The sequence below is a fragment of the Mesorhizobium sp. M0296 genome (assembly GCF_040321675.1).
Lineage (GTDB): Bacteria > Pseudomonadota > Alphaproteobacteria > Rhizobiales > Rhizobiaceae > Mesorhizobium.
In genome coordinates, this window is sequence record NZ_JAMYRZ010000058.1 from 1 (window position 1) to 25,510 (window position 25,510).

At 60.6% G+C, this 25,510-nt stretch carries 21 protein-coding genes and 2 pseudogenes; 10 read left to right on the forward strand and 13 right to left on the reverse strand.

Translation table 11 applies throughout. From position 1 onward, the window contains the following. Nucleotides 1-245 precede the first annotated feature (245 nt). From NKI97_RS32380 to NKI97_RS32430, 10 genes and pseudogenes are all read right to left on the reverse strand, one after another. On the reverse strand, nucleotides 246-509 hold the full coding sequence (locus tag NKI97_RS32380; RefSeq protein ID WP_352838343.1) for a hypothetical protein: 264 nt from the start codon (nucleotides 507-509) through the stop codon (nucleotides 246-248). Beyond that, a pseudogene (locus NKI97_RS32385) lies at nucleotides 510-797 on the reverse strand (tetratricopeptide repeat protein); the annotation flags it as partial. Nucleotides 798-1,131: 334 nt separating this feature from the next. Next, nucleotides 1,132-2,067: pseudogene (locus NKI97_RS35590) on the reverse strand (adenylate/guanylate cyclase domain-containing protein); the annotation flags it as partial. Between the two features lie 2,258 nt (nucleotides 2,068-4,325). After that, complete coding sequence (locus tag NKI97_RS32405) at nucleotides 4,326-5,648, reverse strand: glucoamylase family protein (protein ID WP_352748324.1); 1,323 nt, start codon at nucleotides 5,646-5,648, stop codon at nucleotides 4,326-4,328. 480 nt (nucleotides 5,649-6,128) lie between these two features. Then, nucleotides 6,129-6,392, reverse strand: a complete 264-nt coding sequence (locus NKI97_RS32410; RefSeq protein WP_352453103.1) for a hypothetical protein — start codon at nucleotides 6,390-6,392, stop codon at nucleotides 6,129-6,131. Between the two features lie 474 nt (nucleotides 6,393-6,866). Further along, nucleotides 6,867-7,115: a DUF6894 family protein gene (locus NKI97_RS35595; protein WP_502894985.1), complete on the reverse strand. Its 249-nt coding sequence runs from the start codon at nucleotides 7,113-7,115 to the stop codon at nucleotides 6,867-6,869. A 68-nt stretch (nucleotides 7,116-7,183) separates the two neighbouring features. Then, complete coding sequence (locus NKI97_RS32415; protein ID WP_352453104.1) at nucleotides 7,184-7,351, reverse strand: hypothetical protein; 168 nt, start codon at nucleotides 7,349-7,351, stop codon at nucleotides 7,184-7,186. A gap of 55 nt (nucleotides 7,352-7,406) precedes the next feature. Beyond that, the gene (locus NKI97_RS32420) at nucleotides 7,407-7,799 is read right to left on the reverse strand and encodes a hypothetical protein (protein WP_352453105.1); all 393 of its coding nucleotides are present in this window, start codon (nucleotides 7,797-7,799) and stop codon (nucleotides 7,407-7,409) included. A gap of 70 nt (nucleotides 7,800-7,869) precedes the next feature. Then, entirely contained in the window at nucleotides 7,870-9,504 is a 1,635-nt protein-coding gene (groL, locus tag NKI97_RS32425; protein WP_352748328.1) for a chaperonin GroEL, read from the reverse strand. A gap of 52 nt (nucleotides 9,505-9,556) precedes the next feature. Next, a complete protein-coding gene (locus NKI97_RS32430; RefSeq protein WP_352453106.1) occupies nucleotides 9,557-9,871 on the reverse strand; it encodes a co-chaperone GroES in 315 nt (104 codons plus the stop codon). 479 nt (nucleotides 9,872-10,350) lie between these two features. Between NKI97_RS32430 and NKI97_RS32435 the strand changes: the two genes are divergently transcribed. From NKI97_RS32435 to NKI97_RS32460, 6 genes are all read left to right on the forward strand, one after another. Then, the gene (locus NKI97_RS32435; protein WP_352748331.1) at nucleotides 10,351-10,614 is read left to right on the forward strand and encodes a hypothetical protein; all 264 of its coding nucleotides are present in this window, start codon (nucleotides 10,351-10,353) and stop codon (nucleotides 10,612-10,614) included. Continuing rightward, nucleotides 10,611-10,961, forward strand: a complete 351-nt coding sequence (locus tag NKI97_RS32440; protein ID WP_352453108.1) for a hypothetical protein — start codon at nucleotides 10,611-10,613, stop codon at nucleotides 10,959-10,961. Before NKI97_RS32435 ends, NKI97_RS32440 begins: the two co-directional genes overlap by 4 nt. Before the next feature lie 104 nt (nucleotides 10,962-11,065). Beyond that, nucleotides 11,066-11,308: a hypothetical protein gene (locus tag NKI97_RS32445; RefSeq protein WP_352453109.1), complete on the forward strand. Its 243-nt coding sequence runs from the start codon at nucleotides 11,066-11,068 to the stop codon at nucleotides 11,306-11,308. Then, entirely contained in the window at nucleotides 11,305-11,634 is a 330-nt protein-coding gene (locus NKI97_RS32450) for a hypothetical protein (RefSeq protein WP_352453110.1), read from the forward strand. The genes NKI97_RS32445 and NKI97_RS32450 overlap by 4 nt, the downstream gene beginning before the upstream one ends. Next, on the forward strand, nucleotides 11,631-11,906 hold the full coding sequence (locus tag NKI97_RS32455; RefSeq protein ID WP_352453111.1) for a DUF1488 family protein: 276 nt from the start codon (nucleotides 11,631-11,633) through the stop codon (nucleotides 11,904-11,906). The genes NKI97_RS32450 and NKI97_RS32455 overlap by 4 nt, the downstream gene beginning before the upstream one ends. A 23-nt stretch (nucleotides 11,907-11,929) precedes the next feature. Further along, nucleotides 11,930-12,745, forward strand: coding sequence for a transglutaminase-like domain-containing protein (locus tag NKI97_RS32460; protein WP_352453112.1), 816 nt, complete (start codon nucleotides 11,930-11,932; stop codon nucleotides 12,743-12,745). 571 nt (nucleotides 12,746-13,316) lie between these two features. Here the strand turns inward: NKI97_RS32460 and NKI97_RS32465 are convergent. Then, the gene (locus NKI97_RS32465; protein ID WP_502907138.1) at nucleotides 13,317-15,593 is read right to left on the reverse strand and encodes a hybrid sensor histidine kinase/response regulator; all 2,277 of its coding nucleotides are present in this window, start codon (nucleotides 15,591-15,593) and stop codon (nucleotides 13,317-13,319) included. 244 nt (nucleotides 15,594-15,837) lie between these two features. Further along, nucleotides 15,838-16,518 (reverse strand): MBL fold metallo-hydrolase, encoded by a 681-nt coding sequence (locus NKI97_RS32470; RefSeq protein ID WP_352453114.1) that lies wholly within the window; start codon nucleotides 16,516-16,518, stop codon nucleotides 15,838-15,840. Nucleotides 16,519-17,120: 602 nt separating this feature from the next. On the opposite strand from NKI97_RS32470, the gene NKI97_RS32475 reads away from it, so the two are divergent. Together NKI97_RS32475 and NKI97_RS32480 are read left to right on the forward strand one after the other, a co-directional pair. Beyond that, the gene (locus NKI97_RS32475) at nucleotides 17,121-17,699 is read left to right on the forward strand and encodes a recombinase family protein (protein ID WP_352453115.1); all 579 of its coding nucleotides are present in this window, start codon (nucleotides 17,121-17,123) and stop codon (nucleotides 17,697-17,699) included. Nucleotides 17,700-17,769: 70 nt separating this feature from the next. Continuing rightward, a complete protein-coding gene (locus NKI97_RS32480; protein ID WP_352838333.1) occupies nucleotides 17,770-18,798 on the forward strand; it encodes an alpha/beta hydrolase family protein in 1,029 nt (342 codons plus the stop codon). Between the two features lie 432 nt (nucleotides 18,799-19,230). On the opposite strand, the gene NKI97_RS32485 is transcribed toward NKI97_RS32480, so the two are convergent. Further along, a complete protein-coding gene (locus tag NKI97_RS32485) occupies nucleotides 19,231-22,671 on the reverse strand; it encodes an AAA family ATPase (RefSeq protein WP_352838334.1) in 3,441 nt (1,146 codons plus the stop codon). Nucleotides 22,672-22,914: 243 nt separating this feature from the next. On the opposite strand from NKI97_RS32485, the gene NKI97_RS32490 reads away from it, so the two are divergent. Then, nucleotides 22,915-23,436, forward strand: a complete 522-nt coding sequence (locus tag NKI97_RS32490; protein ID WP_352838335.1) for a conjugal transfer protein TraD — start codon at nucleotides 22,915-22,917, stop codon at nucleotides 23,434-23,436. 23 nt (nucleotides 23,437-23,459) lie between these two features. Beyond that, complete coding sequence (locus NKI97_RS32495) at nucleotides 23,460-25,508, forward strand: type IV secretory system conjugative DNA transfer family protein (RefSeq protein ID WP_352838336.1); 2,049 nt, start codon at nucleotides 23,460-23,462, stop codon at nucleotides 25,506-25,508. Nucleotides 25,509-25,510 lie beyond the last annotated feature (2 nt).

Sequence of the window (25,510 nt, forward strand, 5' to 3'; positions counted from 1 at the left end):
GCAAGCTCGAAAGCGCTTGACCTCAACATGCCGAATAGAGAAGTGCTTCAGGACTGCTGCAACCCGGACTTTTTCAACACTATCGGTGGAAACCGGAAGTTCGACGCGAACCCAACAGAGAGCTTGCCGGCTGTTCACGGCTGCTCTACGCGCTCAGTCCTCAGACAAGCCGGCCAGAGAACTGTCCTTCCAGAAGCGAAGGGGTCAAGGGAACGTCGCCTCGCCGGGCATTGCAACCGCGACGATCACTCCGGCACGCCGGAGATGCCCAGCGCCTCGACGTAACGCTCGGCGAACACCTCGTCCAGCCACGGGTTGATCTGTCTCTGCAGGGTGAGCGTGTAGGTCGGGAACCCCTTCATAAGCCGCCGCGCCGCCGCCTGCGCTTCGTCCAGCCGGTTGAGTTTGATCAGCGCCATGATCACCACCCGGTGCGAGGAGCCGTAGTTAGGCATCTCGTGCAGCGCACGTTCTCCCCATGCCAGCGCTTCCTCGTAGCGCTCGAGCATCAGGTAGCTCATCCCGATGCCGGAGAGCGCGATGCCCTTTTCGGGGTCGACCGGGCTCAGCCGCATTGCCCTGTGAAAGTGCTCGATGGCGACGAGCGGGCGGCTGGAATGTGCGTTCACCCAGCCGCTGCCCGTATGGCCCTGCGCCGAATTGGGGTTGAGCATCAGGGATCGCTCGATCGCGCCCAGCGCCACCTCGTAGTCCTTCGCGCTGTAGGCGAGCACCTGCGCGGCGAAGCGTAGGCTCGTGGGGTCGTCGCGCGCTTCCGCCAGTACCTCGCGCGCCATGCGCGCGGCGACTCGGGTATCGTCCGGCTCGTGCCAGCACTGGCTCACGGATAGGCTGCGGATATAGGCGCCGAGTGCCTTCGCCAGGATGAAGCCAGGGTCGATGCTGAGCGCCTCGTTGGTGAGCCGGCGCACGTCGGCAAAGCCTTCGCGCGAAGCGCGGCAGCGCGCGAAGGTAGAGGTCGTAGGCGCTGATGTACTCGGTCGGCTTCATGCGCGCCTGTTTGATCTCTTGCAGCCGGATGCTCGGTTCGACTGCGCCGACGACGCTCTCGGTCACTTTGTCCTGCAGGTCGAAGATGTCGCTCACGTCGCCCTCGAAGCGGTTGGTCCAGACATGGTGCCCGCTGATCGCGTCCACCAACTGCCCACTGATGCGCACCCGCGATCCTGCTCTGCGGATGCTGCCTTCTAGCACGTAGCGGACGCCCAGCTCGCGCCCGACCTGGCGCAGGTCAACCGCCCGGCCCTTGTAGGTGAACGACGAGTTGCGGGCGATCACGAAGAAGGAGTTCACCCGGCTCAATCCCGTGATGATGTCCTCCACCAGCCCGTCGGCGAAGTATTCCTGGTCGGGATCGCCGCTCATGTTTGTGAAAGGCAGAACCGCGATCGAGGGTTTCTCGGGCAAGGGAGGCGGTGCAGCCACCGAGGCGCTGGCGTCGCTCTCGACGCGGTAGGCGCGCACAGGCCGCTCGATGTTCTTGAGGCGCAGGTTGCCGAGCGGCGTGAAGCCGCAGTCGAGCTTGCCCTGAAGGTGGTCGTACGCGGTGCCCGAGACGACCACGGTGCCGGGATCGGCGATGCTGTCGAGGCGGGCGGCGATGTTGACCCCGTCGCCGTAGAGGTCGCCGTCGTCCTCGCAGACCACGTCGCCGAGATTGACGCCGATGCGCAAGCGAATCCGCTCTTCCTCGGGCATCTCCGCCTCGTGTTCTGCCAGGGCCTGCTGGATCGCCATCGCCGAGGCCACCGCGTTGACGACGCTCGCGAACTCACACAACATGCCGTCGCCGGTGAGCTTGACGATCCGACCCCGGTGCTCAGAGACCAGCGGTTCGAGGAGGTCCTTGCGGTAGATCTTCAGCCGCTCGAGCGTGCCGCGCTCGTCCCGCTCCGTCAGGCGCGAATAGCCGACCACGTCGCAAGCCAGGATCGCTGCGAGGTGGCGCTGCGTGGCCATTGCACCACTCAGCCAAGCGCCTGCACGCGGGCCGCCCCGCGTCCATGTCCTGCCAACTTCCTGACTCCCCGTGTGCATGGTATCCATCTCTCCCAGTCGCCGCCCGTCGACGATTCAGAACGCAGAACGCAGCTCGACCTTGCCTTCACGAGATTTCGCTATCCCGCTTGCGAGGCGTGGAGCGTTCCAGTCGCCGCGCTAACAGCCAAGCGACGACACGCCCACGCAGCCTGTAGAGACGCTGACACGCCACTCCCAGAAGGCCGGAGATATTTCCTGCCCTGCGTAACCGGTTGATGCCACCGTGGCGGTGCTTTTGTCACCGCGATGTAACAGCGAGATGCCCTACGAACTCGCGCATCGGGCATCACACCAGACGTTCGCGCTTAGAGGTGCTGAGGTTGGCAAGTGGCGCTATCGACTCCTTGCTGAAGGCGCCGCCCGAGTACCGAATCCTGCTGGAGGCGAAGGAATGACCCAAAGCGGACACCACTTTCGCGGCGCGCTTGAGACAGGTATCAATATCGCATGCTCGACATCGAAGCGGAAGCAGCAGCATTGGCAGGACTTTTCGGCACGGGCCAATCGGCGCCCGTTGTTGACTGCTACTCATCCATCTCTCGACATGCCCACCGCATACCAGATTGACTGTTCAATCTCGCGATCGACAGCAAGTTGCGGGGTTGCGACCTGGTCACGATCACCGTCGGAGACGTTGGATTGGACCCTCGACCTCTACAAAAGCACACGGAGCTTCTGGTCGGACTACGACGGCATTCCGAAGCGATCGCTTCGGCGAGAAGTCGTCGTTCTCAATCGGGCGACGGGGGATACATCGGCGAAGACGGCATAAGGGAGGATGGGCCAGACCGAGCCGACGGAATGGTCGTAGCCAAGGCCTTGGAGCGCATAGCGCCTGGCCGGGAGGCCGCCGCCAGCCAGATTTACGCGGCGCGTCGTTGAGCGAGGTGAAGACCCGAACGGGCTCGACGAGGGTCCACTGCGGTCACAATATTGTGGTGGTGATCGCAGTAGACGCGATCCGGCGAAGTTGGCCCAGCACAAAAACGATAACCGCCGGGTACTGACGGGTCTTCGCTCACCGGGAAGCGGCACTGATAGAGGCCTAGCTGAATGAGGGGGACATCTCTCGAAGTTAATCTGATATTTTCAGGCATGATGGTTTCCTAGTTCATGGCAATTGCCGGCTGACGGCCGCAGTGCGACCCGTCGGGGCGAGCTTGTCTCGTTTTGGAGGGCTATGGATCACCATATGGTGTTGGTAGCACCGTCAATGAAGCCCGACGTCCTGCTTCTGAAGCCAATAGTTTGCGACTTAAGGCCACACGCGCGAACGCATTGGCAATCTACCATCGTGTCCCCGAGGCACCCGCCCGCCGGGGTTTGTCGGCGGGGGGTGGCACTGGCTTGTGGGCCCCCTATGAGACGCGCTCTGCCGACACCCCTCGTTCACAGTCCGGACCACCTCATGCCGGGCCGCTCTAGCCGCCAAAACCCAATCACTCTGAACGACCGAGTTCGACCCTTCGCCGTCATCCAGTTGGGAGCGTCGCATGACGCGATCTGACCCTGAGGCGACCTTCGGCGGCCGATACGCCAATGTCGGCAGTACGACAAAGAACAGACGCTGGTCGGTAGCCCGCGCTGCATAATAGGGAGGGTAGGCGACAGCAGCAGCCTCGGCCGAGCGCGATTGTAGCGGATGTTACGCTATAAACAGAAAGCAGCTAACGCCCGATGTCGTCCGGCCCAGCCGCGGGATTCGACCATTCGCGTGAGAAGATCGCGGTCGATCCGGATAGGGAGTGCCCTCCGGTGTCACCACGCTCACCCTGTCATGGACGCCCACCACGCGCTGACGGTGCGATCCAGCCCAAAATTAAAGGGCCAGCGACTATCGTCGAAGCGAGAGGCAATCAACCAGGCGATCTACGAAACCGACTTCGACCTGCGGCTGCAAACGGTCAGCTGCTTGATCGAGACCTCCTCTAGAAACTCTGGAAATAAATTACCAGCGCGCATTCATATGTGATATGGTCAAACGTTGGCCAAGAAAAATTAACAAAACAAAGGAGGCCGCGATGAGAGATTATTTTTCATTTCAGCTATTCATGAGAATGTCGACCGTGTTGTTTGTTGGAACCGCTATCTATGCAATGGTCTTTGGGACTACATGGTAACGTTTAGGCTCAACGCTTAGACTATCTCGCGACTACCCCTGACATTTGGCACTCCGCGCCGGAGCTACGAGGCGGCGCGCAAGCGCATCGCGAACCGCGTGGACCTGCCAGGCGATCGTTCAGGGAAGAATCCATCCCCATGGACTAAATCCGCGGCAGCTCTTGACCCCCTGAGCGGACGTTGATGCTGTCCAGATGCTGGGTGGAGAAGCCCAGCCTCGCCAAGCCCCAGCGCACTTCCGGCGCGCCCATGAACAATCTCCACAAAAGCCCTGTACGGTGGTTTTCTATCATAGCGATTATTGGCCCCTGATTGATCGCCAGATAGGTTCGGGAGTACCAGTTGCGACCTTCGCAAAACGCGTCGACAAAGCCGAACCGGCCCCATATGCGGTTTAGAGGCTTGGTCAGGAAACCACGCAGTGCGCGCATCGCTTCGGCCGGGGCATAAGGGAAACTCGACAGGGCAGCGGACGGAGCGATTACGCCAAAGTCCCTGTCAGGTGCACTCGCGATGTATCCCCGCGGCCCATGGCTCGCGGTCAAACCCCAGCAGTCAGGGCTGTATCCCAAATGTTTATGGGGATTGCGAACGCAATGCCGATAATTGATCTGCGTATGACAGAGGTTCTGTTGCCAGTAGTCGGCATATCGGTCGCTTAGGCCTCGCGGATCGAGCCCGCAGAAGGAATAGTGCGAAAAGAAGAGCGGACCACCAGAATTCATTCCCAACGGCAGGGCGATCCCGTAATGGTCGCGCCCGTTTCGAAAGTCGGGTCCACCAGCAAAGCCTTCGTGATAGATGCCCGGATCAATGGAGTGGCGCGCTGATCCCGCCGCCAGCACGAAAGTGAGCAGGCATTCGTTCCAACCCCTGATCGGGCTGTCCATCGCCCAGCCGTGGTTGGGGCTCCAGTGCCACATGAGTTGCCGAGCCCCGCGCGTGAACCAGTTCCATTCGGCCTGTGACAATAGCTCGTCTACGCTCTGGCGAAGGCGCGCCTCCTCGGTTGCCATCCCGGCGAAATACTCGCGGGCGCAAATCAGGCCTTGAAACAGGAAAGTGGTTTCGACCAGATCAGCGCCGTCGTCCTTGCGACGGAATGGAATTGTCGCACCAGTGCGGCCGTTGATGAAATGAGGAAACACGCCCTGATAGCGCGGCGAGCTTTCCAGAAAATCCAGCATTCCCTGTAATCGGCTTAACGCCGCCGTGCGATCGATCCATCCGCGTTCAACCGCAACGATGATGGCCATGATGCCGAAGCCAGAGCCGCCGATCGCCACGAGATCGTTGGCCGGAGCACCGGTGGTCTTCTGTCGATCACGGGCAAGGCCGCTAATGGGATGTGCGCCTTCCCAGAAGTACCGGGCCGTATGCCGCTGCACGATGTCCAACAGCGCGTCATCGTCAAATTCGAGAACATTTGCCGGGAGGTCAGGGGCTTGGAGCGTGCTGGGAATCATCAAGCCGGTTCCCGAAATTGGCATACAGACCACCGGTCATTGTGCCATGTCAGGTCAAATGCCGCCATAGGTCCAACCGCCTCGCCCGCGCTTCGTTTGGCTAGTGCGGATGTTCCGCAGCGGCTGCGGTTATCTTGCCTCGCTATTGCTAGCCAGTTCGGGAGTGCGTCCAAGATTTAGCCGTCCTGTAACTTGCTAGCCGCAAACGGTTCATTCGGGGGGTCGAGAGACATCGAAAAGAGCAACGCCGAGCCCGCAGCGATCAAAGCCACGCATACGATTGCGTACATCGTTCGTTTCATGCCCGCCTAACCCCAATCCATCAATACACAACGCTTGGCCGCTGCATGTTCGAGAATGTGCCTCCCATGACAGCGAGATTGTTTTTGATCGGAATCGCAAAATCGGTGCCATCGCTGCACTTCCGCACCGATCGCCTAAGCAGCCTGGCGTGGGTGACGTTCCCGACCATCCCGCCGCTCATTCCATGGCAGGCACATCTCCGCTGACGAACAAGGTCGAAGGCTCGCCATACTCGCCGAGCGCCGGATTGGCTTCTCGCGACCAGGCGATGACGCCGGCATGCTTGGGTGCCAGCGCCTTCGCTGTCCGAATTGCACGCTCCTCGCTCTGCTGCTCGGCTGGGCCGAATACAACCTGAAGCACGCCGTCGTCATCAGGGTCGAACGCCATGACGACGACCAGCTTGGGCATCTTCTGCTTCGGAAGGATAGCGTCCGACATGTGTTGTTTCCTTGTGGGCCGCTCTCAACTTTAGATTTGGAGCGAGTGGAGTCCGAGATTTGGACGAAATCGACTTCAAAACGGCAGGGTTGTCGGCAGTTTATCCGAAGAACACGATGAGGATAATAACTAAAACCCATAATGTTGATCAGAAACCCGACCATCGCGGTTCGGTCCGACGACGTCAGATACTCTTTTATCGGGGCGCTCCAGCGAGCCGAGTGGCCTGCTGCGACTGCCTTGGTGGGGTTGTTTGAGGTCCCCGGATGCCAAAGGCACGGGATACTGGTTTTCTCATTCTGCTGCCCAGGTCGTTCGATCCGGCATCTCAGATTGCCAGTGGCGCATGCGATGTGTACTTCGAGAGAGCATCGCCAGTTGTTGTGGTCGAATATTTCGCTGAAAGGCACCGGGCGTTCTAGTGAGGTAGGCCCGATCGCTACATCGCGTGGACGCAATAAAACTGACATACGCCTATATTTGCCGGCCTGATAACTCGATCTCGAAGGTCATTGTCGCCTTCAAGATTGGTTGGCTGTGTTCGTCGCGAACCTCGATTGCAAGGCAGCAGCGGCGGTCGGGTGGTGCGATTTCTCTCACATAGTCCGCCAGGGCCGCGAAAGCCTTCGCACGAGCAGCATTGAGGCTTCCAGCAAGCCTTGTCCCCTCATCGTCGGGAAAGAGCCGGTCATTGTCGCGCACGTCGAAATAATACAGCGCCATGGCGACCGAACTACACTTAGGTCGGCCTGTTTCATGTCTTATTTTGTACGATGCCGCTCCAGCTCGCCTCAGATAAGCCGGTTGTCCTCGGCCGTCGAGCGAGCACGGCGACGGGTGCCGTCCGTATCCGCCTTCCGGTGCCGTTCCGCGGCCTCCTTGCGGATCTGCTCGAAGCGATTGTCTTCGACTTCCCTGCTCGTCGGCGTCGTGTCCGTCTTTTTCACAAAAGAGATCATTATCGTGTTCCTGGTTTGACGCGAAGACGTCCGAAGACGATTACATTTGCGTGGCTTAGGCTGCGAGTGCTGCAGCGCAGCCTTCGGCGGCGCGCCTGTCGGGAGACGTCTGACCAGGCATCGTCGCCCAGCCTCCTGCCTCCACGAACAGCCGCCGCTTGTAGCTGTCGGAGATTGCGTTCAATGCGGTGAGTTGCGCCGACTTATCCGGAGACGCATTGAACTTGTCGATGCAGATGACTGAGGCCAATTCGCTGCGCGCCGAGTCGCCGGCGGCCTTTGCCTGTGCTAGCGACGTGCCGCCCGTGACCCACCCGCCCCAGCTGAAGCCGACGATCATCGTTGCGACAGCCGTCGCAGCGCACGCCCAGACGAGCGCCGATTTGGATGGCTGATAGGCTTCCCAGCGCTGGGCGAGCGATTGCTTGGTATTGGTCTGCATGGCCATGTAAGTTCTCCTCCTTGAGTGTTGTTCTGGATTGCGCCCGGCCGCCAGCCGCCGGGCATTCAGCCGCTGCTTAGTGTCCCATTCCACCCATGCCGCCGCCATTGCCCGCAGCGGCTGCATCCTTCGGCGGAACATCCGCAATCATGGCTTCGGCGGTAATCAGAAGCGCGGCGATGGAGCCCGCGTCCTGCAGAGCGGTGCGGACAACCTTGGCGGGATCGATGATGCCGGCCTTGATCATGTCGACATAGGTTTCGGTCTGGGCATCAAATCCCTCGCTGGGGTTCTTGCCGCCGGCCAACTTGCCGACGACGACCGAACCTTCAAAGCCAGCGTTCTCGGCGATCTGCCGGATCGGTGCTTCGAGTGCTTTCAAGACAATCGAAATACCCGCCGTCACGTCGGCATTGGTTCCGGTAAGCCCGGCCAAGGTTGCCGTGGCACGAAGAAGCGCTACGCCGCCGCCTGCCACGATGCCCTCTTCCACAGCGGCGCGGGTGGCGTTCAGCGCATCATCGATGCGATCCTTCTTTTCCTTGACTTCGGTCTCGGTCGCGCCGCCGACGCGAATGACGGCAACACCGCCGGCAAGCTTCGCCAGCCGCTCCTGCAGCTTCTCCTTGTCGTAGTCCGAGGTGGTCTCCTCGATCTGCGCTTTGATCTGCTGGATGCGGCCGGCGATCGCCTGCTTTTCGCCGGAGCCGTCGATCACCGTCGTCGTGTCCTTTTCGATGACTACGCGCTTGGCTCGGCCGAGCATGTCGATGGTGACATTTTCGAGTTTGATGCCGAGATCTTCCGAGATCAGCTGTCCTTGCGTCAGAACGGCGATGTCTTCCAGCATAGCCTTGCGGCGGTCGCCGAAGCCTGGGGCTTTGACCGCCGCGACCTTCAGGCCGCCGCGCAGCTTGTTGACGACCAAGGTCGCCAGCGCTTCGCCTTCGACGTCCTCGGAGAGGATCAGCAGCGGCTTGCCGCTCTGCACCACGGCCTCGAGGATCGGCAGCATGGCCTGCAGATTGCCGAGTTTCTTCTCGTGCAGGAGTATGTACGGATCCTCCAGTTCCACGCGCATCTTCTCTGGGTTGGTAACGAAGTAGGGAGAGAGATAGCCGCGATCGAACTGCATGCCCTCGACCACCTCGAGTTCAGTCTCGGCCGTCTTGGCTTCCTCGACTGTGATTACACCTTCATTGCCAACCTTCTTCATCGCCTCGGCGATCATCGCACCGACGGACGCGTCGCCATTGGCGGCAATCGTGCCGACTTGGGCGATCTCCTCCGATGATTTCACCTTTTTGGACCGGGCCTGGATGTCCTTCACGACGGCGGCTACGGCAAGGTCGATGCCGCGCTTCAAATCCATCGGGTTCATGCCGGCGGCAACAAGCTTTGCACCTTCGCGAAGAATGGAGGCGGCAAGCACAGTTGCGGTCGTGGTGCCGTCCCCGGCCAGGTCATTGGTCTTCGAGGCCACTTCGCGCACCATTTGCGCGCCCATATTCTCGAACTTGTCGGAAAGCTCGATCTCCTTGGCGACGGTGACGCCGTCCTTGGTGATGCGCGGCGGGCCATAGGCCTTGTCGATGATGACATTGCGGCCCTTGGGACCGAGCGTTACCTTGACGGCGTTGTTCAGGATTTCGACCCCGCGCAGCATGCGGTCACGAGCGTCGGTTGCGAATTTGATTTCCTTGGCAGACATGATTTTTCGTCCAGTTCAGTCTTGAAATGAGGAGAGCGGGAAAATCGCTCGGTCAGGCAGCTTTCTTGGCCGCTTTGGCCTTGTCGATGATGCCCATGATGTCGGTCTCCTTCATGATAAGGAGATCTTCGCCGTCGATCTTGACCTCGGTTCCCGACCATTTGCCGAACATGACGGCGTCGCCAGCCCTCACGTCGAGAGGGATCAGCTTGCCGCTTTCGTCGCGCGAGCCCGGACCGACGGCAATCACCTCGCCTTCCTGCGGCTTTTCCTTGGCATTGTCGGGAATGATGATCCCGCCCTTGGATTTGATATCGCCTTCGGCGCGTCGGATGACGACGCGGTCGTGAAGTGGCCGGAATTTCATTGGGATTCTTTCTGCGGCCGGCGCATAGGTGGGCCGCGCCTTTGTATTAGGCCCTTTGGCACTCGAATGATAGGAGTGCCAAAAATAAAACCTGATAGCCTGGAAACAGGAAAATATAAATTGGTGGCTGTCTAATTATTTCCGTGTAAAGGTAGTTGGCTTAGCCTCTCCTTTTGCCGTTACGCGAAAGTACCCAAATTTAAAAGTGCTCGCGCCTTGTTCGCAGCTCGATTGAGGAGCATATATAGAGTGCGTTGATTTTGGCCGATTGGCTTTCGCGGTGTCAGAGACCTAGACCCGCCATACACCCCGAATCTCGACAGTGAATGCATACCGCCGATCCGGCGCGCACTTCGCTCTGTTCGATCTGGATTGGACCCTGGCGCTGACCACGGATGTACTGGCAGCATCGGGGTCGTCCGGTTCGAGCGGGAATGATGCAGGAGGCGCATCCGCGTGCTCCTGCGGAGGCCTGCAATATGACCAGCCGCACCACGCAAACTGTCGTTCACTTTTCATCGGATTTCCGCTTGCCGGGTTTTGACGCGCCGCAACCGGCGGGAGACTACCGCGTCGACCACGACGAGGAGCTGGTAGAGGGCACCTCCCGGCTTGCCTGGCGACGAGTCGGCGCTTTCATGCACCTGCCGGCGGTCGCCACGCAGGCTCCGACGCAGCAGATGGTGCCGATCAATCCAGCGGACCTGGAAGCCGCCCTCGCAAAGGACCTTGAACAATCATGATGGCACCATCCCGCCGTGCAACCCCGCGCGACGCTGCAAAACATCTTTTTTCGATTGGGCAGTGCGTCCGGCTGAAGGGCGGGTTCCAAACGTCGCCCAAGCTTGGGGATATATACCGGATCACCGCAACGCTACCTCCGCGCGACAACTCGTTTCAATACCGCCTTCGCAATGACGACGAGCGCCATGAACGGGTTGCGACCCAAGACCGCTTGGAACCGCTAGGCCCGGATCAACCGGATGGCGCAACACTCATAAAAAGGACGTTCGGCAATGGCCAAGGGACAGAAACGCAGCAGCCGCGAGATCAGAAAGCCGAAACAGGTGAAAGCACCGCCGAAACCTGAAGGCGCATTCGGCGCGCAGAGTAAGCAGGCCGAGGCCAATGCCCCACGTGGCAAGGGCAAGAGCTGACAGCCATGGCGCTCGTTCGGAACGGGTCCGGTCAGTGATGAAGATCGTGATCGAATTCTACCGCACCCGAAACGCGGACGACGCTCATGCCGTCGTCGGCCGCGAAACGAAGGAAGCGGTGAATACCAGTGACGCGATCGAGATTGCGCGGCTGCTTTCGCAAACCCTCGACATGCCGCAGCGACCAGACGCCATGACGATCACCGACGCCAACGGCGCGACACTCTATTCTGGCGTCACTAACGCTGAAGCGGCCAATGACGAAAGGCAACAATCATGAACGGTCAAAACAATCAAACCGAGCTGCGACGCAATAGTGTCGCGATCGCCATCTGGGAAAATGAGGGCGGCGCACCGGGCAATGATTTCACGGACCACCAATACGGTCGTCGTATCGAAGCGGATAGGTCCTGGACGGTCTATCATGTCTTCACGGGCGTTACGGCGCGTGTCGGCAACGATGACTTGACTGGCCTAGACAGGTCACAGGCCACAAGCAGGATGATGTCTCTCAATATTCGCAACGCCGAATGCCGCAAACAGCCCATCAGCCTGCCGGCACTCGCCCGGGATGCGTCGGGCGAAGCGATGGGATGCCGGTCATGACACTGTCCTTTCCAAACCCGAGCCGCAGCTTCGATGATGAGCAGAACGTCGTCCGCTTCAGCGGCCATGACGGCATGTCCCAAGTGCGATTCCTGGTGGAGGCCGCTGCACTGGAGAAATCGGGCGCGGAGTTACGTGGGACAGCGCCATCGGAGGCGAAGTGCCTCGCCGCGTTCGATTCAATGCGCACGTCCATCTACGACGCAGCGCGCAAGGCTTATTCTCACCGACGTCGCGAATTCTATATTTTAACGGCCGCCGATTTCCGGTAGTCGGATCAGGAGCGAGTATCCTCATGCTGATCCGCTATGGCTATGAAATCACGCTGACCTGCCAGCAGCCGACCGCATTGGTATGTCTCCTGTCGGTCCACGAAGATCGTGCGGCCGACATCAGGGTTCCAGAAACGACATTCACCGCCCCCGACGTTCCGGTATCGACCTACCGCGATCTCTTCGGCAACCGATGTCGCCGGCTGGTCGCGCCGGCCGGCGACCTGACGATGTGGGGCGATGCGACGATCGAGGATGACGGCAAGTTGGACAGGGTGCTGCCCAACGCACGGGAACTCGCGGTGGCGGAATTGCCGGACGACTGTCTCGTCTACCTCATGGGCAGCCGCTATTGCGAAACCGACCGTCTCAGCCAGATTGCGTGGGACCTGTTCGGCACGATCCCGCCCGGGTGGGGTCGCGTGCAGGCGATCTGCGACTTCGTCCACAACCACATACGCTTCGACTACATGCAGGCCCGGTCGACCCGGACAGCTTTCGAGGCATTCAACGAACGCATCGGCGTCTGTCGCGACTTCGCGCATCTCGCGGTGACCTTTTGCCGCTGCCTTAACATCCCCGCCCGCTACATCAACGGTCATCTCGGTGACATCGGCGTCCCGGTCGTCGATCCGATGGACTTCAGCGCTTGGATAGAGGTATTCCTCGATGGCGAATGGCATACCTTCGATCCGCGCAACAACACGCCGCGGATCGGCAGGATAGTAGTCGCACGCGGCCGAGATGCGGCCGACATACCGCTCATCAATTCCTTCGGCCCGCACGTCCTGAAGGCGTTTCGAGTTTGGACCTATGAAGTGGTGCCGGATTTGCAATGACTCGAAGCGTCGTGGATGAGACCTGGGGATCGATATCAAGTGAGAGGATAACCTCACTCGATAGAACGATTTCGAAAAGGGGCTTGGCTGAGATTTCCTCCTCCCGAAAGCCGAAACCCATGACTGGTGACGGCCCCAAACCCGACTTTCCGCGCTTGTAGCGCGGAGGTCAGCAAATGGCGCCACTTGCTCGTTCCCATCGATGAGACGAATGGCAACGTTCCGACCCTTCTCTGCCCTTCGTTCGGAGGACTTCTAAGGCAAGCACTGACCCGAGTCGGCCCTTTGACGCTCACCTCGGCCTTCAGAGCAGCTGAATCGCCCGCCGCCCGGGTAGCGCCAGGAGCTGCCATTCCCGGCGCTTCTCCAAACCTGAGCTTCGCGCTACGGCTTGAATCGACCCGATTGAGACGTAGGACGCTCCATCGCGATATAATCCGAGCCCATGCGCCAACGCAGTGTCGAAGAAAAAGGTTTTATGCGGTATTGCGCGAGCAAGCTGGACTGCGATGCGTGTTCGCTGACGCTGCGGTGTTGTCCGAAGGCGCCAGCGCGCAAAGAGGGTCGTTGGCTAGCGCGGAACGTCTGCCAACGAGCTTAGTGCCCGGCGGATAGAATCGCGCGAAAACGGCTTCTCGACAACTGGTCGACCGGCCCGTTCAAGGAAGCGCGCCGCAGCGCCGCCGAGCGTGTCGCCGGTAACGAAAACGAATCGCTCCGCTATGCCCGGGATTGCCTGACAGGCCCAATCGAACAAGGCGGGGCCGTCGATGTTCGGCATCCGCAGATCGCAAAAGATCACATCGAAAACAGCACTCATCAGCGCTGCCTTGGCGCCGGCGCCGTCCTCGACGATCCTGACGGCAAAACCTTCAGCCTCTAGTAGTTCTGCCATCGTTTCCCCAACCTCCCGCTCGTCATCGACCACAAGGGCGGTGCAACCGATGCCCGCGACCGAGTGCGCCGCAACACCTTCGACTGAATCTGACGAAGTGCAGGCCTCCACCGGCAACAGCAACCGGAAATGCGCGCCGTCCGCACGGTCAAGCAGGGCCAGCCGTCCATTGTGCGACTGCACCACGCTGAGCGAGAAAGCGAGCCCGATCCCGGTGCCCGCACCCTGAGCCTTGGTGGTAAAAAACGGATCGAAAACGCGATTCCGGATCTCGGCGGGCACACCGGGGCCATTGTCGGCGATCACGATCTGGAGGTCATTGCCTTCAAGCGACGTTTCGATCTCGATCCGCCGCGGTGCCGGTATCTCCTGCAGGGCGTGTTGCGCGTTGACGATCAGGTTGTAGAACACCTGATGCATCTGGTCAGGGTCGACTTCCAGAGGCGGCAGGCCCTCGGCGAGCCGGCATTGCACCTCGATGCCTGCCGTGCGCAAACCGTAGCCGGCGATGTCGAGAACTGCGCGGATCAGATCGTTGACGTCGATACTGCGGCGCTCCGGCTGGCGTTGTCGCGCCATTGCCAGGAAGGTCTTCACGATGCGCGCGCAGCGCTCGGCGGCGAGTCTGATCTTGCCGGCCCGCTGTGCGTGGGCGGTTCCGCCTAGAAATTCTTCCAGCAACTGGGCCTGCGCGACGACGACCGCCAAGGGGTTGTTGAGTTCGTGCGAAACGCCGGCAAGCAGCGAACCAAGTGCGTTGAGGCGCTCGCTCTGAGCCAATGCCTCGCGCGACCGCGCCAGTTCGGCTTCAGCCGCCTTGGTTGCGGTGAGATCAAGAATGCTGCCGACGATCACCGGTCGGTCGTCCATCTCGATGTGGCGCCAACTCAGCGACACGGGAAACATGGAGCCGTCCAGACGCCGAAGTTGAGCCTCCACGCCGTCGGCGCGCGGCTGCTGACGTGACAGCGCTTTGAGGCGCCGATAGTCTTCCCGTGTGGCGAACCAGCGGTGCTGCCGCAAGCTGTCCTCGTCCTCCGGGCCTATGCCCATGATCTCGCGGAAGGCGGGATTGGCGTTAATCAGCTGCCTCGTTCGCGAGTCTATGAAAACGACCGGAACCGGATGATAGTGAGTGAGGTCTCGGAAGCGCCGCTCGCTTTGCTGCAGGCGCTCGGCTGCGCGCTTCTGCTCGGTTATGTCGATATCGAAGCCGCCGATGCGCGCCTGCTGCTGATCGGCTCCCAGAACGGGAAAGCGGACGACAAGGCTCCAGGCATAGTCGGCCGCGTTGCTTAGGAATTCCTCAATTGCAATCGCCTGTCCTGATTCCAGGACGCGGCGATCGTTTTCCGCGATCATCGCGGCTTCCTGGGGCCCGAAAATGTCGGCCGCGCTTAATCCGATTGCGCTCTCGGCCGGCCGGCCGAAGACCTTTCCCATTTCCGGATTGGCGACCAGATAGCGACCGTCGGTATCCTTCAGGTACATGCCTACGGGAGCATGCTTCATAAACGCCGCCAATCGGGCTTCGCTGGCACGCAGAGCGGCGTCGGCAGCCTGGCGCTGCGACAGGTCGCGCAAGCTCGCCGTGAAGAAGCGACGTTTGCCGCTCCGGGCTTCGGTGATCGTGAGTTCCACCGGAAACTCGGTGCCGTTCGCTCGCATGGCAGTCTGCTCTGTGCGACGCCCAAGCAACAGCGGGACGCCACCCGCAAGATAGGCCGCAAGCCCATCTGCGTGCGCCTTGCGCAGATGCGGCGGGACGATGAGCTCCGAGATCTGTCTGCCGACCGCTTCAGCGCGCGAATAGCCGAAGGTCTCCTCGGCCGCCGGGTTGAATTCCACAACCAATCCGGCTTCGTCCGTGACGATCACGCAGTCGAGCGATGAGCGAACCACCGAAGCGAGGATCGCCTCTTGGAATGCGTTTCCGGCGTCGTCTTCTTGCAAGGGCGGGCACTCCGTGACGACCGGTCGGAACGCTGGCCGTCGGGCTGGCAAGGATGACGATTATCGTGAGTTCCGGCAAGATGCCTGAATCCGACCGCAGTACGGTGCGGGGGTGGGGAAACGCTTGCACCAGCAGGACAAGGAGCGCTAGTTGCCGACGTTTGGTTACACGCCGGAATGCAGACCTTCGGGAACGACGATGTAAGCGCCAGGACTTCAGGAGCCTTCCGAAAGTTGATCGCCTTCATTGCGCATTCGCGACAAAACGAAATGCACTGCCGATTCTCTCGACCGCGCCAAGGCCAGGATAGGCGAAATGGTAGCCAAGGAGCCGGAAGCGATCTGTCGCCGACCGGTCGACAAAGCGTTGGCGACTGGCGATAGCGGCTTGCTTGTCGGTGTCATTGCCGAAGCGCCAGGCCGGATGCTCGAACGAAACGATCTCGTTGGTAACGACGTCTCCGGTCACGACAAGCGTCTCAGATCCGGTAAGCGCATAGGAGAAATGTCCGGGAGTATGTCCCGGCGTGGCTATCGCATGAATACCCGGTAAGACTTCGTCCTTATCCTTCACGGTCATTACACGCTCGCGGATCGCGGAAAGATCCCGTTGCGAGCCTTGCGCGAACGGATGTAGCACTTCGAGCATGGAGGACGCGTAGTCCGGGGTCATCCAGAAGTCCCACTCCGCTGCGCCGATGTAGTAGGTGGCATTCGGAAAGCGCAGCTTGCCCGTGGAACCTAGCATGCCCCACAGATGATCTGGATGCGCGTGGGTGAGCAGCACCTTGGTGACGGCGGCAGGGTTGTGTCCTGCGGCCGAAAGTGCGGTTTCCAGTTGTCCCTCCGTTGGCTGGAATTTACCGCCCCGCCGATGTCGACGAGGATTAGGTCGTTCTCGCTTTGGATCAGCGGGAAGTTGCATTTTGCCTCTATGGTGCCGCCGCTGCCGCCCAACCGCTTCTCAATGTGTGCCCATTCAGCGAGGATGGCGTCTGGCGCGACGATTTCCGCCGGACGTCTTGGACGCCGCTGTTGTGGCCTTATATGTCGAGCGCCGGTCGCAGAGAAACCGCTGGGCAGACGAATTTGCGACAGTTCCATAAGATAGATTATGCAACTTTCGCCATTTACAATTTATATTTTTTCAATTATTCAAAGTATTCATGGTAAAAATCGACCGTCTTACTCACGATAACCTACCGGAAATCTCTCAACTGTTACAGTAGGCACTCCCCCTATAAGCTTCAGTTAGACAGATCTATGCTACTTAGCACCACCTCACCGCCTGACACGACTCAACGGGAGACTCTGAACTCTTCCGCAACCCCGAAGGCCGGCGTTCCAGGTCGGACCATATCGGCCCATTTCGCGCAGCTTCTTCGGCAGATCGTTGCTGCGTCGCATAATTCCTAAAAGCTGCGACAGATCGGTCGTCCCCTGAAAGTCAGGGGGTTTTTGTGTCGCATGTCTTTGTCGCAAGTGATAATTGTCCTTGCGACATAACTTGCGAGGAAACCCGCCACGATGATGATTGGCTATGCCCGGGTCTCCACCCAGGGCCAGGACCTCGACCAGCAGCACGCGGCGCTTGGCGCGGCCGGCTGCATTCGCCTCTTTGAGGAAAAGGTTTCCGGGGCAAAGCGAGATCGGCCCGAGCTTGTGAAGCTCCTCGACCATTTGCGCCCCGGCGACGTGGTGACGGTCACCAGGCTAGACCGCCTCGCCCGATCGACGCGCGACCTTCTCGATATTGCCGAGCGGATCAGGGAGGCCGAGGCCGGCTTGCGATCTTTGGCCGAGCCATGGGCCGACACGACGACGCCGGCCGGCCGCATGGTGTTGACCGTGTTCGCCGGCGTTGCGGATTTCGAGCGATCCTTGATCGTGGAGCGCACCAGCGCCGGCAGGATCGCGGCCAGGGCACGTGGAGTGCGGTTCGGTCCTTCCCCTGCCCTATCGGCCGACCAGGTCACGCACGCCCGTCAGCTCATCGCCCAAGACAAGCCAGTGACTGAGATTGCACGGCTCCTGAAGGTGCATCGAGCAACCCTTTATCGGGCGCTAAACAGTGTGGAGGGATGTCCAGCCGCCTTTGTCGAGTGAATGAAGTACGGCGGGACTTCAGCATTGGTTTTATGATGATAGGTTTCCGACCTGCAAGAAAGGAGAGAAAATGTTCCGTTATCTAGCGCGCCGTTATGATCGCAAGCACGTTCTGAGATCATTAGAACGACAGAGGCGTATTCATGATAAGGCGGTTCCATTTTCTCAAGATGGTTCTGACGAACTGGTCTTCAATGAAATTTCCAAGGGCGAGGCGTTTTTCGCACCTATATTGCCAGCTGTTCCGTTAAGGGAAGAAGCGGATCGTGTTATATTCCAATCTGATATTTCAACTGAAGACCGGACGAACAATGCGTTCGAATGCGTTGTTGCCGACAGTGGATTGAAACAACATGCGATTGTTGTGTTTCATCATTGGTATGCTCGGAGTCGGTATCCGGCATTTTCAAAATACTTCGCTCGAAAGGGCATAACGGTTATTGAAGCTACACTTCCGTATCATTTTGGGCGGGCTTCGAATGACTATTCTGAGGAGAAACTTTTCAACGCGAATTTAGGGCGCACCGTCCAGTCGATGAGACAGGCTGTCTTAGATGGCCGTAAGATTGTTCGTTGGCTTTATGATCAGGGGTATCAGAAAATCTCGGTTGTGGGGATGTGTTTGGGTGGCACGATTGCGGGTCTCGTTGCTGCCCAAGAGCAGAAGGTTGATAAGGCGGTTCTCATGGTATCGCCGGGAAGCCCAGCTGATCTCGTCTGGACTGCGGAGACCATGACGGCCTTACGTGGTCGTATTGAACCGTCCATGTCACTGGAAGGGCTAAGAACCGCTTGGGGTCTCATCGATCTAGAGAAGCATCTTTTCGGCCTTACACGTCCTCGTCTGGATTTGATGTTCTTGCTCGGTAAGGACGATACGGTTGCGCGCCGAGAAGGCTCTGAGCGTCTCATTAAGTTGCTGGCGAAGTGCAATCTTCCGCCTGAGGTCGTGCGGCTGAATTGTGGGCACTCATCAATTGGAATGTTCCCCTACAATTTGATCGCGGCTCGGAAGGTTCTTCGTTTTTTGAAAGAAACCCCGACCCTGTCAGAGCTTTGGGAGGTCCGGGGGTTTCGCTACGACTTTAGCGAGGTTTGAGCTATTTGATGTCTCCGCGCCGGATCGGGGCGAGGGCGCGCCGGATGCGGTTCGGTCTCTCCCCTGCCCTATCGGCCGACGAGCTCGCCCATGCGCGACGGCTCATCAACGACGATATTGAGCGCGGTCGAGGTCGCCCGGCTCCTGAAGGAGCATCGCGCGACCCTCTACAGGGGCACCAGTACCTCTGCACAGAGGTTTGGTTGGGTAGGCCCGAAGTGACGGCAGTTGATTTGGCTCGATGATCAGTTTGATGCTGTGGGCGACACCTGGCTGCCTGCGGATCAGGCCGGTACCTGTCCTCTCGGCGCGCTCACGCTTCGCAATGGCTAGCGGGCCGATTGCAGCGTCCGCAGATGGGGGGCATCAAGGCTCCGCGCTGAATGAAAACGACAGCCGGCCCCCGCGCCGCTTTCATAGCAGCCCTTTTCCCTACTGCTTCAGCCGTGTCGACTTGGATTCTCGCGCTGAAAGACGCTCAGTTTCGGCCTGTCGCCTGGACGCGACTTCACCAGATCGGACTGCAGAATAGAGAGCCGCGGCCTCACCCAACCTGCCCTGCTCGGATTTCGGTGCGGACGGATGTTCAAACGGTTTGCCCGATGCTGTCGCACGAGCGATTTCGCGAGCGCCGTCTTCACCGAAACGGGCTTCAATCGATTTCCTGAATGTGGCGATCTCCCGACTGACCTCCTGATCGGCTGACACCGCCTTGAAGGCTTCGGCTCGCTCGCGATCATCCTTGGCCATTGCAATTTTTCCGAGCGCGGCTTTCGCCCGATCCGAAACATCCCTTACCTCCACCGCGTCAGCCTTGAGCTGCTTTTCGACCTCGGTGCGATAGTATTGCTCGGCCCGGTTCTCGAACTCGGCAGTCCGGACAATGTTCGGACCGATCGCTGCGGTTGCTCTATGAGCTGCTTCCCGCTCCTCACGAGCCTTAGCGCCGGCGAAGAACCCTTCCCTGCCCCGCAGTTCGCCAAGCAGTGCTGCATCAACCGATATCCGTTGTGCAGCACTTGTCGGGCCGTCTCGCGCAATGATTTCGTCGAGACGCCGCGCCGCGGATTTCGGATCACGGTAGGCGGTCTGCAGATAGATTGAGCGAGCCTCGCGCTCGCGCTGTACATCCGCATCGCGACTGACAGCAGCGGCGATGCTTTCTTCGTCGATCGATCGCCCAAAGCTGTCGCGGCGCACGCCACCAGCAGCCACATCCTGGAATGCAGCTATCAGCACCCTGAGGTCCGCTGGCCGGTCGGGGGTGGTGCTGGGCGACCCCTCTTCATTTCTGGCACCTGGAACGGCCTGCCGATTTTCGGTTTTGCTCGCCACGACCCGATCATCAGCTGGCCCGCGGCGATAGCTGCCTCCTGCCTTTTTTGACTTCTGCGCCACGACGGGCTCAGGCGTCGCGCCTCGATGCTCAGGCCGACGCTGGCTCTCCGCGTCCTTGGCAATCGCGCCGGACTGCATTTCCGGTGTGCGCGGATCTGCCTGACGCATGCCCGCGCGTGCCTCTTCGACAACTGAAGCCATCCGCTGCTCCTCTGGTTCCCGGTCATCCTGAGCTTGCCCAACATGCAACACTGTCCGAGCGTTCTCCGTCGCCCGTCCCTCGTCCAACTTCGCCCGTTGTTCCGCGCTGAGCTCGTCGCGTGTTGCATAAGCCACTGACGCCGCCTTGATCTCGTTGCGGCCGATCTGGCGGGCGAGCTGCCGCAAATCCCGCGCAGTCTGGGTCGCCACGAAGATTGTCGCGCTCTCACGCTGCCTCGTCAGCGCAACATAGCTCGAGGCGGCACGCCAGTGATGCGTGTGCATGAGATAGGTATGGTCGATCGTCTTGCCCTGGCCTTTGTAGATCGTGCCGGCATAGCCGTGCCGGAATCCAGAAAACTCCGATGCATACCATTCGACCTTCCGCCCTTCCCGGCCTGCCGCCGCATCGAGCACGACACCTATGCGGCCAAAGTTGCGGTCAATGCTGGTGATCACGCCGGCATTGCCGTTGTAGATGCCGGCGCCCTTCAGCGTATCCGTGAACTGCACCCGGTCGCCGACCGCGAACGCGGCCTCCCCGTGCTTGGTGGTAAACACAAAGTCCTCACCGAGCTCACCACGCTCGCGACGAACCGCGCGCAGATCCTTGTTCAGCGCGTCGACATCCTTGTTGGTATAGGCGAACACGAACCGCGATGCCGTCGGATTGGAGGCAGCAGCCTTGGCCCACCGTTCGACCAGTTTTTCTCGCAATTCGTCCTGCTTCGACGTCCACACCACCGATTTGTTTCGCGCGAAGGCCCGCAAGGCTTGCTCGAAGCGCCCGCCCGACAGATCGCGCGCCGCCTCTTTTTGCCAATCCACCTTCTGGCGTGTCACCTGCGTGATCTCGGCCGAGCCGTGTTCTTTCTTCAGTTCCGTGAACAGCCCGCCGCGCTCGATCGAGCCGAGTTGCCGGTCGTCGCCTGCCAGCACAACCTTGGCGCCCGACAGCCGCGCTTCGCGTAACACCTCGCCGGTCACCTTGGCGTCCGTCATCGCCGCCTCGTCGACAACAACCAGCGTGCGATGGTCCCACTGCACACGGCCATTCTTCAGCCGGAACAGTTCGGCATGAACGGTCGACGAGCGCGCAAAACCGTCCTCCTTCATCGTCTGCGCCACGGCGTTTGTCGGCGCCAGTCCGACAACCCGATAACCCGCCGCCTCATGCGCCTCGCGAATGGAGCCAAGGGCAAAACTCTTTCCGGTCCCGGCCCGGCCTTCGATTATCTTTAGCCCGCCGGACTCCGTCGCATGATCGAACGCGGCCAACTGATCCGCGCGCAGTTCCTGCACGGATACGAGCCGCTCGCGCGCCCTTGCCCCGACATCGCGATGTGACCCTCCGGCCACGCGCCGACCATCGGCAAGCGCCAAAATCTCCTGGTCGCGCACCGCCCGCGTTGTCCAGCGTCCTGCACTCTCGCCTGTCTCCCGGTCATGCAGCGCCAGCACATCGTCACGCCCGAGCACCTTGCCCTTCACATCCGCCCGTTCGCCCTCATCGCGAATGTGCCTTTTCAGATGCCGGTCGAGATCGTACTCGGAAAAGCTCGCCTGGTTGCGCGTCAGAACAGCGAGCACATGGTCCGGATCGCGCGCGGCTTCTTCATTGGCTCGCCTGATATGCTCGGCCCGCACATTGGCCTCCGCACCCGGCGTGCGCATGCGGATCGGGCCGATATGCTCCTGCGGCACCGCGCTCGTCGCATCGACGCGGATCGAAAGCCCCTGTTCGGCAAAATAGCGGTTCTGATGATCGCGCCACAATTGTCCCCAGGCCTCACCCTCAGCGACAATGGCCCGCCCCCCGCCCCGCTTGATGACGGGATCGAGATCGCGCGCTTTTTTGGCGGCAAACCCCTCCTCCCCAAGACGCCGCGTCGTGATCAACAAATGCGCATGGTAATTGGCCCGCTCGCCCTCGCTCTCCGCCCCATGCGGCGCATGGACATCGAGCTGCACCGCCAGCCCCTTCGAGACAAAATGTTCCTGCGCAAACGACCTTGCCAGCTCCACCCGGTCGTCATGGCCAAGCTCTTCATTGGCCGGCAGGGCCAGCACGAGCTCGCGCGCCAGCTGCGCGTCCTTGCGTTTTTCCATGGCCTCGGCCGCGTTCCACAGCGCATCGCTCGACCCCAGCTCTGACGGTGCGCCTTCCGGCAACAGCACCTCGTGATGCTCCGGCGCCTCGCGGTGCTTGAAGTAAAACACCTCGCCGGTGCGTTGCCCCTTGATCGCCTCGCGGCCGTTATAGGCGGCCGAGCGCACCGCACTGCCGCCGTCCGAGCGGGAGATGTAGCGGGCACGGGCGAAAGCGATAGCCATTGCCACAGGATGCCATCACCGATGATCTGGCGCAAGCAAGCATTCGAAGAATGCATATTGCGTCTGCAATAACATCGTCCGTCGACAGACCTTAGGCGATGTGGCAGAATCCGCAGCCGGCAGAAAACGCCGGGGGCCTTGGTTGCATTCGCCGGCATATACAAAAGGGGGTTGAAGAGACGCGCCTCGGCTGGCAAAGTCCGCTTGGGCTTGGCGGAGGGAGAAAAAGCGGAGATTCTCGCCATGGCCCGCACCTCGCTTGCCGAACGCATGAACCGCCTGGAGCAGCAGCGCGCAAAACTCGCCGAGCAGGAAGCAAAACTCAAGGCGGACGAACGCAAGCAGCGCACCCGCCGCCTCATCGAAGCCGGAACCCTCGTCGAACGCGCCGGATTATTGGACCTGGAGGAAGCCGCGCTTTATGGCGGGCTGTTGTCGCTTGCCGTTGTCGCGGGCGACAAGGCAAAAGTTACCGAGTGGATCAAGGCTGGTAAAACCGCGCTCGCTGGGGAAACGATCGGCAATGGCGCAACAAACGAACCGTTGACCCTCACCTTCCCTGCTCCGCTGCCGACCCCATTCGCGACCCGCCTGCGCGGCGCCGGCCTGCGCTGGAACAAGGTTCTGCAGCACTGGGAGGGGCTGGCGGATCACGATGCTGTCGCGACACTTGCCGCCGAGCAACACGGCAGCGTGCGGCGCGTTCATTCCACGGCGGAGTCCGATCGGGAGCCGGATCGCGGCAAAAAGTCTGAACGCTCATAGCGCCGACGCGGAGGGGCCAAAAAGTGATTGGACGGCTCTCCTACGATCTCGTCAAGACTGCGTTCAAAGCGCTCATCGCCATCCTGCCGCTCGTCATCTGGTATCCCGCCTGGCGCTACGCGCATGCCCTGTGGGGCGACGCCTTGCTCGACTGGTATCGGACTGGTCTGTCGCCGGCATCAGTGATCTACAGACTTGGTTATGCGGCATGGCCATCGATCGCCCTGCTCGGTCCGGCCATCACAATGGCGGCGGCTCTCCTGCTGCGCCGATCCGGCATTGTGCTGCCCCTCACTGCCATCGCCGGCGTGTTGGGCATGGCCGCCGCAACGGTTTTCACTGTCTGGCCGCAAGCGACACGGCTGCTCGACCTGCGGCCGGCCTATCCCTGGTCCGCCATTTTGAACGCGGCGGACATGAGCGTCTTCTATGCCGGTGCCGTCGGGTTTCTCGCCAGCGTTGCCGGAACAAAAATCCTGATGGGCGGGTCGTTGCGCCCACACTCCGTTGCGCCGATCGAACGCGCCGCTTCCGACATCTTTGGCCACGCCGACTGGATGGACATTCGTGAAGCGCAAAATCTGTTTGGTGGTGCCAACAGGTCGCCGGGCACAAAAGATCTCGGCGGCATCGTCATCGGCGAAGCCTACCGCGTTGACCAGGATGCGCCGGCGCGGCGCAGACAAAAGTTCGATTCGCGCGATCGAAAAACCTGGGGCAAGGGTGGCAAGTCACCTCTGCTCACCTTCGACCTCTCTTGGGGCGGCACCCATGGTCTCGTCTTCGCCGGCTCTGGCGCCTACAAAACTGTGTCCGTCTGCGTGCCGACGCTGCTCACCTGGCGCGGCCCGATCGTCACCCTCGATCCCTCCTCCGAGTTGGCGCCTATGCTGACCGGCGCGCGCACGGCCATGGGCCGGCGCGCCATATCAATCGATCCGATGAAGGGAACCGGAGCCTTCAATGCGCTCGACTGGCTGGCAAAAGCTTCGCCCCTCATCGACGGTGACATCCGCTCGGTCGTCGACTGGATCTGCGGCGAGAAACACACCGCCACCCGTGATGCGCCGCACGGCGTCTCCGGCAAGGCCTTTTTCGAGGGCCGTGGCAAGGCCATCGTCGAGACCCTGCTTTCCGACATCGTTTTCGATAAAAATCTGTCCGACGACAAACGCAATCTTGTCACACTGGCGCAACGGCTCGCCTTGCCGGAGCAAAAAATGCGGGACGAGCTGGCGCGCATATTTGAACACTCCTCCTCGCATCGCGCCCGCCATCTCGCCGGCCAGTTGATGGGACTGGTCGCCGAGACCTTCTCCGGCGTCTACGGCAACATGAGCGAGCAGACCGAATGGCTCGCCAACCCCGCCTATGCAAAACTGCTGTCGGGCAACAGCTTTCGCACTGCTGATCTGGTTGCCGGCAATCTCGACCTTTTTATCAACATCCCGATGAAGGTGCTGGAATCGACGCCGGCGTTCGCCCGTGTTGTTGTCGGATCATTGCTCAATGCCGTCTATGAGGCCGATGGTGTGTTGCCCGGCGGACGCGTCGTCTTCCTGCTCGATGAGATCGCACGTCTTGGCTACATGACATCCCTGGCCCGCGCCCGCGATGCCGGCCGCAAATACGGCATCACGCTGGTCATGCTCTATCAGTCCGAAGGGCAGCTCAGGGAGCAGTGGGGCGACGGCGGCAAGAGCGCCTGGTTCGAAAGCGCTTCCTGGCGATCCTACGCGGCGATCGGCTCACTCGAACAGGCTCGCGCCGTCTCCGAAACGCTCGGCGAACATGGCGTCGTGCTGAGCTCCGAGACAAAAAACCGGGGAAAAAGCGCACGACCGCTCGAGATCGGCACCGCCTCGACCGGCGCTTCGGAACAGAGATCCGAACGCGGCCGGCGATTGGCGACCGTCTCCGAAATCCTTGCCGACGCCCGGGCCGACGAGCAGTTTGTTTTCGTCCAGGGCAGACAACCACTGCGCTGCGGCCGCGCGATTTATTTCCGCCGGTCCGAAATGGTCGCACGCGTCGAGAGCAACCGTTTCGCGCCCCAAAGCCAGTCAGCTTGAGC